At 59.2% G+C, this 13,344-nt stretch carries 10 protein-coding genes; 8 read left to right on the top strand and 2 right to left on the bottom strand.

What is annotated here, in order from left to right:
- Positions 1 to 78 precede the first annotated feature (78 nt).
- The 8 genes from ACQY4G_RS07355 to ACQY4G_RS07320 all read left to right on the top strand — a co-directional run bounded on the left by ACQY4G_RS07355 (position 79) and on the right by ACQY4G_RS07320 (position 11,528).
- Positions 79 to 1,260, top strand: coding sequence for a CaiB/BaiF CoA transferase family protein (locus ACQY4G_RS07355; RefSeq protein WP_421989877.1), 1,182 nt, complete (start codon positions 79 to 81; stop codon positions 1,258 to 1,260).
- 43 nt (positions 1,261 to 1,303) lie between these two features.
- Positions 1,304 to 2,974: a flavin-containing monooxygenase gene (locus tag ACQY4G_RS07350; protein WP_421989875.1), complete on the top strand. Its 1,671-nt coding sequence runs from the start codon at positions 1,304 to 1,306 to the stop codon at positions 2,972 to 2,974.
- Positions 2,975 to 4,057: 1,083 nt separating this feature from the next.
- Positions 4,058 to 6,442: a TonB-dependent receptor gene (locus ACQY4G_RS07345; protein ID WP_421989873.1), complete on the top strand. Its 2,385-nt coding sequence runs from the start codon at positions 4,058 to 4,060 to the stop codon at positions 6,440 to 6,442.
- Positions 6,432 to 7,199, top strand: a complete 768-nt coding sequence (locus ACQY4G_RS07340) for an SDR family NAD(P)-dependent oxidoreductase (RefSeq protein ID WP_421989871.1) — start codon at positions 6,432 to 6,434, stop codon at positions 7,197 to 7,199. Before ACQY4G_RS07345 ends, ACQY4G_RS07340 begins: the two co-directional genes overlap by 11 nt.
- Before the next feature lie 116 nt (positions 7,200 to 7,315).
- Positions 7,316 to 8,563 carry an LLM class flavin-dependent oxidoreductase gene (locus ACQY4G_RS07335; RefSeq protein WP_421989869.1) on the top strand — a complete coding sequence of 416 codons (1,248 nt, stop codon included), beginning with the start codon at positions 7,316 to 7,318 and terminating at the stop codon, positions 8,561 to 8,563.
- Between the two features lie 11 nt (positions 8,564 to 8,574).
- Entirely contained in the window at positions 8,575 to 9,450 is an 876-nt protein-coding gene (locus ACQY4G_RS07330; protein ID WP_421989867.1) for an alpha/beta fold hydrolase, read from the top strand.
- The gene (locus ACQY4G_RS07325; protein WP_421989865.1) at positions 9,450 to 10,400 is read left to right on the top strand and encodes a hypothetical protein; all 951 of its coding nucleotides are present in this window, start codon (positions 9,450 to 9,452) and stop codon (positions 10,398 to 10,400) included. Before ACQY4G_RS07330 ends, ACQY4G_RS07325 begins: the two co-directional genes overlap by 1 nt.
- A gap of 27 nt (positions 10,401 to 10,427) precedes the next feature.
- Complete coding sequence (locus ACQY4G_RS07320; RefSeq protein WP_421989863.1) at positions 10,428 to 11,528, top strand: NAD(P)/FAD-dependent oxidoreductase; 1,101 nt, start codon at positions 10,428 to 10,430, stop codon at positions 11,526 to 11,528.
- Here ACQY4G_RS07320 and ACQY4G_RS07315 read toward each other — a convergent pair.
- Both ACQY4G_RS07315 and ACQY4G_RS07310 read right to left on the bottom strand, forming a co-directional pair.
- A complete protein-coding gene (locus ACQY4G_RS07315; RefSeq protein WP_421989861.1) occupies positions 11,504 to 12,364 on the bottom strand; it encodes an NmrA family NAD(P)-binding protein in 861 nt (286 codons plus the stop codon). The genes ACQY4G_RS07320 and ACQY4G_RS07315 overlap by 25 nt on opposite strands.
- Positions 12,365 to 12,383: 19 nt before the next feature.
- Positions 12,384 to 13,301: an SMP-30/gluconolactonase/LRE family protein gene (locus ACQY4G_RS07310; RefSeq protein WP_421989859.1), complete on the bottom strand. Its 918-nt coding sequence runs from the start codon at positions 13,299 to 13,301 to the stop codon at positions 12,384 to 12,386.
- Between the last annotated feature and the right edge of the window lie 43 nt (positions 13,302 to 13,344).

Raw genomic sequence — 13,344 nt, 5'->3', positions numbered from 1 at the left:
CACCTTGGCCTCCAAGCGGGGCTCAAGGGATGAAAAGTCCTGCCCGACTTCTCTATTTCGGTCTGGAAAGCGGAGAAGATGAGCCGGGCCGACCGCGAGTATCGGGAACTGATGCGGCCGGTGCTCGAGGGCGTGCGCGTCATCGAACTTGCCGGCATAGGCCCGACCCCGTTTTGCGGCATGATGCTGGCCGATCATGGCGCCGAAGTCATTCGCATCGATCGTCCGGGCGGCAGCGACCCCCTATCGCAGGATCAGGAGCGCGATGTCCTGCTCCGTTCACGCCGGACCATCACGCTCGACTTGAAAGAACCGGAGTCGGTCGAGATCGTCGCGCGGCTCGTCGAAACTGCCGATGGTTTGATCGAAGGCTTTCGGCCCGGCGTTGTCGAGCGGCTCGGGCTCGGGCCCGACGCCATGATGCAGCGCAATCCCACACTCGTTTACGGCCGCATGACCGGGTGGGGACAAAGCGGGCCGCTCTCGGCCATGGCCGGACATGACCTCAATTACATCTCGATGACCGGTTGTCTTGCGGCCCTCGGTCCCGAGGATCGACCGCCCGCGCCTCCCTTGAACCTCATCGGCGACTATGGCGGCGGTGGCATGCTGCTCGCATTCGGTTTCGTATCCGCCCTGCTCGCCGCACGGACCGCTGGGCGCGGGCGCGTCATCGACTGCGCGATGGCCGACGGTTCCGCTGCGCTTATGGCGGGCATGTGGTCTCTCAAGCACAATGGCATGTGGGATGGCGAGCGCGGCGAAAACCTGCTCGACGGCGGAGCTCCATTCTATGCGTGTTACGAATGTGCGGACGGTCAGTTCGTCGCCATCGGAGCAATAGAAGCCAAGTTCTATTCGAGGTTCCTCGAAGCGGTCGGCTTGAGCGGGGACCCCCTGTTTTCGGCACAGCACGACCGGTCGAAATGGCCGGCCATGAAGGAACGCCTGTCAGCACTCTTCGCCTCCGCGGCCCGTTCGAAATGGGTCGCGAAACTGAAGCCGATCGACTGCTGCTTTACCGAAGTCCTAACGATGGACGATGCGATAGGGCACGAACACAATCGGGTGCGCGAGAGCTATTGCGAGGCCGACGGCTTTGTCCAGCCCAGGCCTGCACCTCGGTTCGAACGGACGACCCCGGTCCGGCCGAGAATGTGGCGGCGAGATGCAGATCGGGAAGACCTTCTGGCTGAAATCGGAGCCGCCGATCCCCTTCGAGCGATCAGCGACAGGGAATCGAGCGGGGCAGGTCATTGAAGGCGCGAACTACAAGCTGCTGGAATTGTGGAGAGAAAGAACGATGACGACTGAGGAAACCGGCACCGGTGTGGCCACGGCCACGCGCGAATCCAAACCCGCTCCGGACTTCGACGCGATCGGAATCGGTGCCGGGTTCGCGGGCCTGGCATTGATCCACTATCTTCGCAAAGAGGGACTTTCGATCCGCGTATTCGACCGCGCCCCGGACATAGGCGGTACGTGGAGCTGGAATTGTTATCCGGGAGCGGCGACCGACAGCGAAAGCTATTACTATTGTCTGACCTTTTCGAAGGACTTGCTGCAGAAGTGGTCGTGGACAAAGCGCTATCCGGGCTTCGAAGAGACGCAGGCCTATATGCGCTTCGTGGCCGACGAGTGCGACATGTGGCCACACATCCAGCTGGATACCGAGATCGTCAAAGCGGAGTATTTGGGCGAACTGGGATATTGGCGGGTCACAACGGATGCCGACGAGACCTACACCTGCAGGTTTCTCATCAGCGGGATGGGAATGATCTCGGAGCCGATGATCCCGAGAATCGAAGGTCTGGACCGGTTCGAGGGACCGATTTTCCACTCGTCGCGCTGGCCCAGGGGGCTCGATTACGCGGGGAAGAAGATCGCCGTGATCGGCTCGGGGTCCACCACCGTCCAGTTGGTGCCCGTCCTCGCCGAAAAGGCGGCCAGCGTCACGGTGTTCCAGCGCACGCCCAACTACATACTGCCGGCCATGCAAAGGCCGATGACCTCCGAGTGGGAAAGAGAGATCAAGGAGAATTACGACGAGATCGTCGAGAAATGCCGTAACCACGCATTCGGCATGGCATTCGACAGCCCCACGGGCAGGACAGTTGCCGACACTCCGGCGGACGAGGTGCAGCGCGTTTTCGAGGAGAACTGGACGGGCAGCTTCCGGTGGGTTTTCGAGACCTTCGACGACCTGCTCACCAATCCCGAAGCCAATCGCCTGGCCTCCGAGTTCATCACCCGCAAAATGAAGGAACAGGTCGAAGATCCCGAGATCGCGGATCTGGTCGCTCCGAATGTCGACGACTATCCGCTCTTTGCCAAGCGCCCGCCGCTGGATCATGGTTACCTGTCGTCGCTCAATCGCGACAATGTGACCCTTGTGGACATCAAGGAGCGCGAGCCGCTGGAGGAAATCACCGAAACCGGATTGCGAACCACGCGCAAGGACTATGAATGCGACATCATCGTCCTTGCTACGGGCTTCAAGGCCTATACGGGCGCGCTCGAGGCGTTCCCGATCTACGGGTCCGATGGGCAGACTCTGCGCGAGAAATGGGAGCGGTCGTCGGACTCGATAATGGGCGTCTGCGTGGCCGGATTTCCGAACCTGTTCATCGTGACCGGGCCGCAGGCGCCCTTCGCGAACCTGCCGACGTCCATCGAACAGAATGTGATCTGGATTACCCGGTGCCTGCAAAAGATGCAGCACGAGGGATACGACGTGTTCAAGCCGCGCATAGAGGCAGAGCGCGAATGGACCGCGCACACGGCAGAGATCCACAACCAGACGCTGATGGCCCATGGCGATGAAGTGAATTCCTGGATGATGGGCGCAAACCGGGACGACAAGGCACCGCGCGTCCTGATCTATTTCGGCGGCGCGAATGCTTATTATGACAAGCTCGACCAATCTGCTGATGAGGGGTTTCCCGAACTGGAATTCGTGAAACTTAACGCATAATCAAAACCTTGCCGCCGTGTCCAAGGGGCGCGAGAACCCCGTGGCGGCCTTTGGTTAATTCGTCAGGCGTCGCACTGGCTTGCGACCTTTCGACCTCCCGGAGACTTGGCTGCGAGGGCCATCGACGATCGCGCTGGGAGGGTTCGCCCCATCCGTGATCGTGTCGCTCCATCGCCAGGCGAGTTGGGACGGCGCGGCCTATCGACTGCCCGCCGGAGCGTATCTCACTTGCGCTCATTCCGTAAGCGTATGCGCGAGCATCGGGTCCATGATCGTCCGATCGCCAAGCAGGCGCACATCCGGGTCAAGCGCCCGCTCGCCGAACTCGCTAATGATTGTCGAGAAGATCGATTGTGGAAAGTTCTGGACCGGACAGGAAAGGCCGGTGGCGGTGCTGTCAGTCTAACCGCAACTGTTCTCAGGTCGAAAGTCGGCTTTGCGCCCTCGTTCCGGACCAAGAAGTCGAACGATAATGGCCCCAATAGCGGACGCACACGTACACGGAATTGGTTTGGCACTCGTTATTCACACGGTCGATCAGGGCCAATAGAAATGTCAGACAATACTCGCAATGTGGTTCGGTGATGCATGATCGGCCGTCTTGTAATGCCGGGACAGAGTTTCATCCAAGCGACCGCTGACGCATTGATCTGGACAGTGCGCTTCTCTCCCGATCGCTAGGGCAAAATTCGAGTCCTCAAGTAGTCTGAGCTTGCTATCGACAGCAAGCTGTGTGGCTGTCGTGGCCTATTCTAAATCGGAATCAGAGATCTCGCAGCTGGTGACGAAATGAGACGATGGGGCCCGTCGTTGAGCAAGAGAAGCTTCGACCGGTTCGATTTGATCTTACGCGTGTCATTCGAAAAATCTCCTAGCTCGATACTACTGACCCAGCTTGAGCGCGTACGATCTCCTGCAGGAAACTCTCCCGCCGATTCCGGGACGGACTACGCTACCCTTCGATGAATTCGTCCCGGTCCTAAAGCGCTTTCGGGCTCGCATACGGTCTTAGCCGAAAGATAGGTGAGCTTCCTCCAGCCATCGAACATGTGCAACGTGAGAGGCAATAAAGGGAGGATAGGCATGCGACTGTATGCGTCGGGGGAACGGCTTTGGGAGTGTGGGCTGAACGCCCTGAAATGGACAGCCTCGGGCTTGGCGATGGCAGTGGTTGGTGCTGGCACAGCGCACGCGACCGAGGCTTCGGAGAGCAATCAGTCTGCCGCAATGGCGGCTTCGCAGGCCGCCGGCCAGGCTGGTGAGCCGGTGGCGCAGACATCAACTTCCCACACTATCATCGTGACTGCGCGCAAGCGGTCGGAGGCACTGCAGGACGTGCCCCTTGCAGTATCGGCAGTCAGCGGTGATCAACTCGATCGGCTGGATATTCAAACCGCGGAAGATCTGACCGCGCTGGCACCGAACCTCTATACCTCGAAGACGACGGTGTCGTTCACAGCGCCACAATTCTACATGCGCGGCGTCGGACGCTCCAATCATAACTGGAACGCGGAAAATGCCGTCGCCGTGTTCGTCGATGACATTTATCTTCAGTCGCTTGCATCCGCATATCTCGAAGGCGGTGACTTCGAGCGCGTCGAGGTCCTCCGCGGCCCTCAAGGTACGCTGTACGGCCGAAACGCGACGACTGGAGCTATCAAGTTTGTCCCACGGCGCCCCGATCTCGACTACACGGAAGGATATGTCGACGCCAAATACGGAAGCAACAACCGCTTCAATCTGAGCGGAGCTGTCAGTGTTCCGCTGGTCGAAGGCAAGCTCGGCATGCGGGCCTCCGGTTATTACAGTCGGACCGACGGATATCTCACCCGTGTGGACGAGGCCAATCAGGTCATCGACGAGAATTTCGCAAAGCAGCGCCACTTTGGCGGTCGATTGGCATTTCTTCTGCAGGCGACCGACAATCTCGAGTTCGAGTTGAGCGCGGACTACACCGAATATGACGACGGGACGAACCTGGTGACGCCGATTGTTCCGGCCGACCCTACCGATTTCACCCAGATATTGTCGAAGCGTGGCACGGTGGATTTCGATCCGGTCTTCGGAGTTAACCGCGTGGCGACGCAACCCCTTACTGGAAATGGCGGCGCAACGTTCGAGAGCTGGGGCATTACCTTTAAGGCGAGCCTTGAGACGTCTATCGGTACCCTGAAGTCGATCACTGGATACCGGACATATGACGAATTTTTTCTGTCCCAACTTGGCGGCAGGGGTGTTCCATCTACGATTTTCGGGCTCGAGCTTTTCAGTACCGTCGACTCGACGAACGATTATGAGCAATTCAGCCAAGAGCTGCAATTTACCGGCAGTATCTTCGATGATCGTTTCGAGTTTGTCGCGGGTGCATTCTATTTCGAAAACGATTGGCAGCAACTCCAGTATGGCTCGATCATTGGCGTGCCAGCCGCCTTTTCACCGGTCGTCTTTCCCGGAGCACCTCGCAGCTTCGGTGGGACATGGAACGATACCGACCAGAAGACCGTCAGTTACGCCGTCTATTTCGATGCAAGTTTCGAAATCGTCGAAGATTTCTCGCTCGTCGCCGGTGTGAGGCAAAGCTGGGACGAAAAGGACGTATTCTACGATGCGAGGTTCGAGGATGACATCCTTCGTTACCCCGGATTCCCGGTCATGCCGAGCCGGGATTATAAGAAATTCACCCCTCGCTTTGGCTTCAATTGGGACATAACGCCCGATGTCCTGATCTACGCGACATACGCCGAGGGATATAAGGCTGGCAACCTCGAAGGCGACCGCGCATCCGACCCTGTCCCTGCCTCCACCTTTCTCGATCCGGAAGTGGTCGAGAACTACGAGGCCGGTATCAAGGCCGAACTGCTGGGCGGTCGCCTCACGGCCAACCTTTCGGCATTCACCTCGAAATACACGAATAAGGCGGATCTGGTTTCCCCTCAGACGGTGGCAATCGCTGACGTGGACATCGACGGCATCGAAGTCGAGCTAGCCGCTCGTCCGGTCGACGGCTTCAACATTTTCGTCAACGCCGGCTTCCTCGATGCGAGTTATCGCAATGCCGATCCCGGCCACCCTATCTTCAACCCTGATCCGACAGGATTCGCACCTGGGCTCAATGCCGATCCGGTGGTTTCTCCCAGCTACAGCATTACTGCCGGAGCGAACTACACCTACATATTCAACAATGGGTCGGAGATCTTCCTGGGCGTGAATTTGCAGGCCGTTGACGAGCACTATAACGGCCTTGGCGTCGAGAACTACGACTCAGAGATCGTCGAAGCTTACGAAGTCGTCGATCTGATCCTCCAGTATCGACTCGCGCAACCCGGCATCACGTTCAGCCTCGGCGTCAACAATCTGTTCGACTCGACCTATTACACGACAGGCTTCTTCGGCGCGGTTCCGGAGGTGGCGGGCCGCTACTACGCCGACGGCCGCAACTTCTATCTGGGTACACGCTTTGAGTTCTGATCGCCTTTCGGGAAAGGTTGCAATTGTCACGGGTGGAGGCGGCAGCATCGGACGTGCCGCCTGCATCCGCTTCGCTCGCGAAGGCGCGAAAGTGGTTTGCGCCGATGTAAACGCCGAGGCGGCGCAGGAAACTGCGATCGGGGTCGCGCAGGAAGGCGGTACGATCTTCGCCACCCAGGCTCTGGATCTTGCCAGCCGTGAGGGTAGCGAGAACATGGTTGCGGTCGCGATCGAGCAGTTCGGCCAGATCGACATTCTCTACAACAACGCGGCCATGGCCTATTTCGAATGGTTCGACGATCTCGATTTCGAAGGCTTTCGCAAGAACACGCGCGACGAACTCGATATCGTATTTCATGGGTGTAAGGCGGTGTGGCGCCATTTCCGCGAGCGCCGTTCGGGTGTGATCGTCAACATGGCCTCGGTGTCGGGAATGATCTGTTACGAAGTCATTCCGGGTTTGTCACACTCGACCGCCAAAGCCGGCGTGATCGGTATGACACGGCATCTCGCGATGGAGGGTGCGAAAGACAATATCAGGGTGAATGCGGTCTCGCCTGGATTGATCCTGACCAACCAGTCGCATGCGCTGTTCGAGGATCCCGACTGGCGAAAAAAGATGCTCGACAAGATCATGCTGGACAGGCCGGGTCGGCCCGACGACGTCGCTGCGGCCGCGGCCTTCCTGGCTTCCGACGAAGCCTCCTGGATCACCGGCGCAAACTTGCCGGTCGATGGTGGGACGACCGCCTGGTAGGGTCCGTGATTGGCGTTCTCGAGACGTTGAAGGTAAAAATTCCCGCCCTCGCCAAAAGATAGGTGGAAGGTTGCAGCGTCCCTGACAGTCTCATGTAGTCCAGAGGAGAGATTGTCATGGAAGTTGCCCTTTTCATCGCCCCGACGGTTGGCCCCAAGGAAGAGCTGTTCAAAGGGCTTGCTGGACGTAGGACCGATTTATATCAGACGATGCTCGAGCACCTGGTCGAGATTGCTCAATACATCGACGATTACGGTTATTACGGGATCGGATTCACCGAGCACCACCTCTCGGTCGAGGGAATGACCTGCTCGATTAGCCCGCAGATGCTTGGGCTGCATCTCTCCCATTATACTAGGAACCTTCGTTTCGGGGCGCTCGGACACGTGCTTCCGGTGCAGGATCCGCTGCGCCTGGCAGCCGAAATCGGCATGCTGGACCAGATGACACAAGGAAGGGCCTTTGCGGGATTTGCCCGTGGTGTGCAGACCCGGTGGATCAATTGCATGGCTCAGCACCGGCACGGCCTGGCCGACAATATCACCGATCCGGAACAGTACAATGAAGACCGCCGCAGGCTCTTCTACGAAAACCTCGAGATCATTCTCAAGGCGTGGGACAATGACACGTTTTCCCACAATGGAGAGTTCTGGCAGCTTCCGCCACCCAATATCGCCTGGCCCGCGACACGCATGAGCCGGGATATGGGCGGCCGCGGCTTGGACGAGAACGACCGCCTGCAGGAGATCGGTGTCGCGCCCGCGATGTACAATCGCAAGCGTCCCGACATGTTCGAACCGTTCTCGGTGAGCGAGAAATCGATCGAGACCGCCGCTTCGAACGGCCTGGTGCCGATCGGCATTATGTGTGACCCCGAAATCGTCTCCGAGCAGGTCGTTGCCGCCCAGCGCGGTTGGGCCAAGGCGGGTGTCGACACCAAGCCAGGCGAGAAGTTCGGCTTCGCCCGATACATGGTCGTGGCCGACACCGACGAACAAGCGCGCGAATGGGCCGAGGATGCCATGTTCGAGTGGAGCTACTTCTTCGGCCAGTTCGGCTTCAATGCGGTGCTCGCGCACAAAGGCGAAGACTACAAGACGCTCCCGACCGATGTACAAACTTTCATCGACCGGGGCATTCTGTTCTGCGGCAGCCCGGACACGGTCAATCGCCAGATGGAAGAAGCGCTGAAATACACGAAGATGGACCATCTCTGGTTGTTCACCGCCAACGAGCTGCTCGCCCAGGACAAGATGATGCGACACCTTGAGCTGATGACGCACAAGGTGCTGCCGAATTTTACCGACAAGATCGGGCCGAAGGCATCCGCGCAGCCGGCAGTCAAACCCCGCGTAGCAGCCTGAGGAGACGGATCATGGCTCACCAAAGTCTCTGGACCGACATCCACAAGACAGCCTTCGAGCAGAGTTTCGTCGATGCGGGGGGCGTGAAGACCAGGTATATCCGGTCGGGCGACCGCAGTGCTCCACCACTCATCTTCCTGCACGGCACCGGCGGTCATGCCGAAGCGTTCCTGCGCAATCTCGAAGCGCACGCCGAACACTACAACACATATCTGATCGACTATCTCGGTCACGGATGGACCGAGAAACCCGACTACGATTACGAGATGCCGCAATATTGCAAGCATCTGGCCGACACGATGGACGCGCTGGGCATCGAACGTGCGGCTATCTGCGGCGAGTCGATGGGCGGCTGGATCGCTGCCTGGTTTGCCATCCAACATCCCGATAGGGTCGAACGACTGATCTTGAACACCATGGGCGGCGCGACGATGAATCCGACCGTCATGAAGACGGTCTACGATAAGACCCTGGCCGCGGTCGAAAACCCGGAGACGCACACCCGGCCCAGGCTTGAGTGGCTCATGGCCGATCCATCGGTCGTGACCGACGATCTGGTTGCCTGCCGTCAGCGTATCTACGAACAGCCAGCCATGAAGGGGGCCATCGAACATATTCTCTGTCTCCAGGTCGAAGAGCCCAGGCGTCGCAATCTGATGACAGAAGAGAACATGTCGAAGATCAAAGCGCCGACGCTGGTTATCTGGACGAGCAAGGATCCGACCGCGTCGACCGATGTCGGCAAGATGATCGCTGACTGGATTCCCGGCGCGCAGTTTGTCGTAATGGAGAACTGCGGGCATTGGCCGCAGTATGAAAAGCCCGAAGAATACAATCGAATCTGCTTGAGTTTCCTTCAGGAGGGCCAGGTCAAGGCTGCAGCGTAATGGAAATTTTTCTCGCCGCGACGTCGCATTCGGCGCTATCGAACAATCCGGTTCTGAAGAACGAGGCCGAAGAACAGCCCTTCAGGGCTGCTCTGGCCGGGCTCGCCGAGAAAGTCCGCGATTTCGATCCTGACTTGATCTTGCAGTTCGGCAACGATCACAATTCCGGCATGTCACTTCGGCTGATGCCGCCGTTCATGGTCGGCATGAGGGCGAAGGCGCTGGGAGATTTCGACACGTCTACGGGCCCGCTGCTTGTGGACGAGGATGCCAGCCGGACAATCGCCTCCGGCTTGCACGATAAAGGGATCGACATCGCGACGACCTACGACTGGACCGTCGATCACGGCTTTGTCTGGGCCCTCGATCAGCTTCTCGGCGGAATCGACAAGGTCCCGGTCGTTCCGGTTTTCACGAATTGCGGCGGTGATTTGAGGCCCCCGTTCCATCGATCCTACGAGCTCGGCAAGACAATCGGCGAGATTCTGAAGCGAGACTTTAGCCACCGCAGAGTCCTGATCCTGGCATCGGGCGGATTGTCGCACGATCCTCCGCTGCCGAGTTTCAAGGATTCCCCGCCCGAAGTGCAGGAGGCAATGATCCGGGGAACGACCTGGGACAAGGACAGTCTCGAATTGCGCAAGGAGCGCGTGGCACAAGCAGGGATCGAGCACGCTGCGGGCGAGGGTGACTTGAAACCACTCAATCCCGAATGGGACGCCTGGATCATGTCGCGACTTGAACAGGGAGATCTTGGGGAACTCGCTTCGATGGAAGACTCCGTCGTAATCGAGACCGGCGGTCGGGGTGGAAGCGAAGTGCGCAATTGGCTTTCAGCATTCGCGGCGATGCGGGCGGCGGCTGGCGAATACTCTGCGACGCGGCATTACTACCGGCCCTTGCCTCATTGGATCGTCGGCTGGGGTATGATGTACGCGGAAGCGGCCTGACGCTCCATAAGTCGGGGCGGGACAGGTATGGACAACGTCGAATGCATCGTGGTGGGGGCTGGCGCTGTCGGCCTTGCCTGCGCTGCCGCAATCGCTCGCTCGGGGCGCGAAGTACTGGTCCTGGAGAGCGAAGATGCGATCGGCACGCACACGAGCAGCCGGAATTCCGAGGTCATCCACGCAGGCATTTACTATCGACCGGGCAGCCTGAAGGCCGAACTCTGCCGTAGAGGCAAGGAACAGCTTTACGCCTATGCCAGGGATCGCGGCATTGCCTTCCGGAATACCGGAAAGCTGATCGTCGCTTGCGCAAGAGATCAGGTCGCCAGGCTCGAAGAAATCCGAGATAATGCGACCGCCAGCGGTGTGGGGGATCTCAAGTTTCTCACGCAGAAAGAGGCGAAAAACATCGAGGCAGCAATATCGTGCCATGCTGCCCTGCTTTCTCCATCGACCGGAATCGTCGACAGCCATGCGCTGATGCTCGCTCTCGAGGGCGATCTCGAGGCACATGGCGGAATGGTTGTCTTGCAGACCCCGGTCAGCGCTTGCTCTGTCGAGGACGAGGGGATCATCGTAGAAACCGGCGGCAGTGACGCGATGCATGTGCGCACACGCTATCTGGTAAACTGTGCCGGGCTAAGGGCGCCGGCAGTCGCGCGCGGGATCCGAGGGCTGGACCAGGCGTTTGTTCCGCGGGCCTATTACGCGATTGGCCATTATTATCGGCTCAGCGGACGCAGCCCATGCGAGCATCTGATCTACCCGGTGCCCGAGCCGGGCGGTTTGGGGATACACCTGACGGTCGACCTGGGCGGGCAGGCGAAATTCGGCCCGGACGTGCGGTGGATCGACGGGGTCGACTATTCGTTCGACGACAGCCGCTTCGAAACCTTCCTCGCGGCGATCCGGACGTACCTGCCCGATATCGATGCGGACCGCATCGCCCCCGATTACACCGGCATCAGGCCGAAGATAGTTGGCCCCGGGGAAGCGGCTGCTGATTTCCGGATCGACGGGCCAAAGGACCACGGTACGCCGGGCGTCGTAAATCTGTTCGGAATCGAGTCGCCTGGCCTGACGGCAAGTCTCGCAATCGGCGACTACGTCGCCGATCTGCTGAGCTGAGTTCTAACGACGTCGAGCATCGAGACGGGGCGTCTCCCAAGCAAATGTTCGGCGTCGGGATATACGGTTTCGAACTCCCCCGCATCGATCGTTCGGAATAGCGACTCCGCCATTCGGACGAGGAATTCTGCGCGTCCCTGTCGGCGGCGGATTGCCGCGAACTCTGTGGCTGTATTCGGAATGGCCCGGACAGGCCGGCGAGCAATGTCCTCGATCAGCGCTGCGACCTCTTCTCGGTGTACTGCAAGCGGGCCGTTGAGCTCGTAGATTCGACCCTCGTGGCCATCCGACAACAGTATCTTGGCCAGAATCTCACCGATTTCGTCGACCGATATATGCGCCACGCGCCCTTTCTTGCCTGGCATCACCAGATGTCCGGTTTCGACAGCCTCGAATACGGCGGGAAGTGTATTCTCGATATACTCGCTGTTGCGGACAACGGTTGCCGGGATGCTCATCGCGGCGATGTCGCGCTCGGCTTCGGCGTGGATGGGAGAAAATGAGTACAGGCTGTCGTCTGATGGATTGACACGGCTCGTATAGAGCAATTGGTCCACGCCGGATTTCTGCGCGGCCGCAAAGGCGTTCTTGTGGAGACCGATACGCGCATCGACGGGACCGGTGGCCGAGATCAGGAGCAGCCGTTGCACCCCCGAATAAGCCCGCTCCAGGCTTTCGGGATCGGCAAAATCCGCGACGGCGGTCGTGAATCCCCGCTGCGCAAGCTTCGCCAATTTCTCCTCGTTTCGGCCGAGCGCACGGATGTCTTCGCGAGGGACTTTTTGCGCCAGGATTTCGCAAACCAGACCGCCGAGACGCCCCGTCGCACCCGACACAGCGAATTTGGCCGTTTTGTCAGGCATTGAATGCCAACCTCAAACCGGGCCGGGGCCAGGCCATCTTGATCAACCTACCCGTCAAGGACAGCGTGACGTAGGCGGTGGCAAGATCCTCGCCTCCGAATGCGATATTCGTCACGGCCGGATCGGGCAGATCCACGAAGTCAACCAATTCGCCTTCTGGCGAAATCACGCTGATTCCCCCCCGAGACAGGGTCGCCACGCAGATATTGCCATTCGCTTCGGCGGCCATGGAATCGTACAGATCGTAGCCAGGGGCGCCATAATGAACTGGCTCCGGGTTTAGCAGCCCTTCCGGCACAACAGCCTTGCCGGGCTCCTCGATCGTGAATTTCTTGACCCGCCCCGCCATCGTCTCGGCCATATAGAGCGTCTTTTCGTCCGGGCTGAGAGCAATTCCGTTGGCATGGCTGCAAGGATAGATTTGCTCCGAAATCCGTGCCCCATCCGCAGAGGCATAATACACCGCGCCGACATCTTCGGTTCTTGCGTATCGTTTACCGTTGTCGGTGAACCACATTCCACCACAGCTGTCGAAAACAAGGTCGTTCGGGCCCTTGATCATCTCGCCGTCGCAATGTGTGTGGAGTGTCGTGAATTCCCCCGTCTGGAGATCGACGCGCTGGATGCTGCCACCTTCGTAGTCGGATGGCGTGAGGCCCGGAACAAGGCCGCCATCGACTTCGTGCCATTCAAATCCTCCATTGTTGCAGACATAGACATGTCCGTCCGGACCAATCGCCGCTCCATTCGGTCCGCCGCCCAACTCGGCGACTATGTGCTTGTTCCCATCGGGAGCGACGCGCGTCAGCGTGCCCCGCGCGATCTCGACGACCAGAACAGAACCGTCAGCCAAGGGTACGGGGCCTTCCGGGAATAGTAGGCCGTCGGCAACGACTTCGAAATCCGCCATTCGATTACTCCTTTCGGGGTCCGAAGACGGTCCTTGCTGAGCC

Source organism: Qipengyuania sp., from assembly GCF_965277845.1.
Taxonomy (GTDB): Bacteria; Pseudomonadota; Alphaproteobacteria; order Sphingomonadales; family Sphingomonadaceae; genus Qipengyuania.
This window is presented reverse-complemented; position numbering and strand designations above follow the sequence as displayed.

Excerpts from the sequence above, each read along its gene's own strand:
- ACQY4G_RS07355 (WP_421989877.1), top strand. The coding sequence starts at position 79 with ATGAGCCGGGCCGACCGCGAGTATCGGGAACTGATGCGGCCGGTGCTC.
- ACQY4G_RS07350 (WP_421989875.1), top strand. The coding sequence starts at position 1,304 with ATGACGACTGAGGAAACCGGCACCGGTGTGGCCACGGCCACGCGCGAA.
- ACQY4G_RS07345 (WP_421989873.1), top strand. The coding sequence starts at position 4,058 with ATGCGACTGTATGCGTCGGGGGAACGGCTTTGGGAGTGTGGGCTGAAC.
- ACQY4G_RS07335 (WP_421989869.1), top strand. The coding sequence starts at position 7,316 with ATGGAAGTTGCCCTTTTCATCGCCCCGACGGTTGGCCCCAAGGAAGAG.
- ACQY4G_RS07330 (WP_421989867.1), top strand. The coding sequence starts at position 8,575 with ATGGCTCACCAAAGTCTCTGGACCGACATCCACAAGACAGCCTTCGAG.
- ACQY4G_RS07325 (WP_421989865.1), top strand. The coding sequence starts at position 9,450 with ATGGAAATTTTTCTCGCCGCGACGTCGCATTCGGCGCTATCGAACAAT.
- ACQY4G_RS07320 (WP_421989863.1), top strand. The coding sequence starts at position 10,428 with ATGGACAACGTCGAATGCATCGTGGTGGGGGCTGGCGCTGTCGGCCTT.
- ACQY4G_RS07310 (WP_421989859.1), bottom strand. The coding sequence starts at position 13,301 with ATGGCGGATTTCGAAGTCGTTGCCGACGGCCTACTATTCCCGGAAGGC.